This window comes from Acinetobacter sp. ANC_7655 (genome assembly GCF_056784015.1).
On the sequence record NZ_JBWYJB010000033.1, the window covers coordinates 1 to 559 of the forward strand.

Sequence of the window (559 nt, forward strand, 5' to 3'; positions counted from 1 at the left end):
CGCAAGGTCAATTGCCGCTTCTACACCAGAGTTACCACCACCGATCACAGCCACACGTTTACCTTTGAACAATGGGCCATCACAGTGTGGGCAGTACGCAACACCACGGGTTTTGTATTCTTGCTCACCTGGTACATTCATTTCTCTCCAACGAGCACCTGTAGACAGGATGACCGTTTTCGATTCAAGTTTTGCACCATTCTCTAAAGTCACTTCAACTAAACCGTTGGCAGTTTCATCCGCACCTTTGATGTCAGACACACGTTGTAAGTTCATGATGTCAACACCGTATTCACGAACGTGTGCTTCCATTTCAGCTGCAAACTTAGGACCTTGGGTCTTTTGCACTGATGTGAAGTTTTCAATATCCATGGTGTCCATGACCTGACCACCCATGCGCTCAGCAACGATTCCTGTACGGATACCTTTACGAGCCGCATAGATTGCAGATGTGTTACCTGCAGGACCACCACCGATCACAAGCACGTCAAATGCATCTTTGGCATTGAGTTTTTCAGCATCTTTCGCTGCAGAGTTAGTATCGAGCTTCGCAACAATT

At 47.0% G+C, this 559-nt stretch carries 1 protein-coding gene; it reads right to left on the reverse strand.

Annotated elements, in window-relative coordinates; all coding sequences use genetic code 11:
- A partial coding sequence (locus AC1M9N_RS14465; RefSeq protein ID WP_481954971.1) for an FAD-dependent oxidoreductase occupies nucleotides 1-559 on the reverse strand: 559 nt, incomplete at both ends.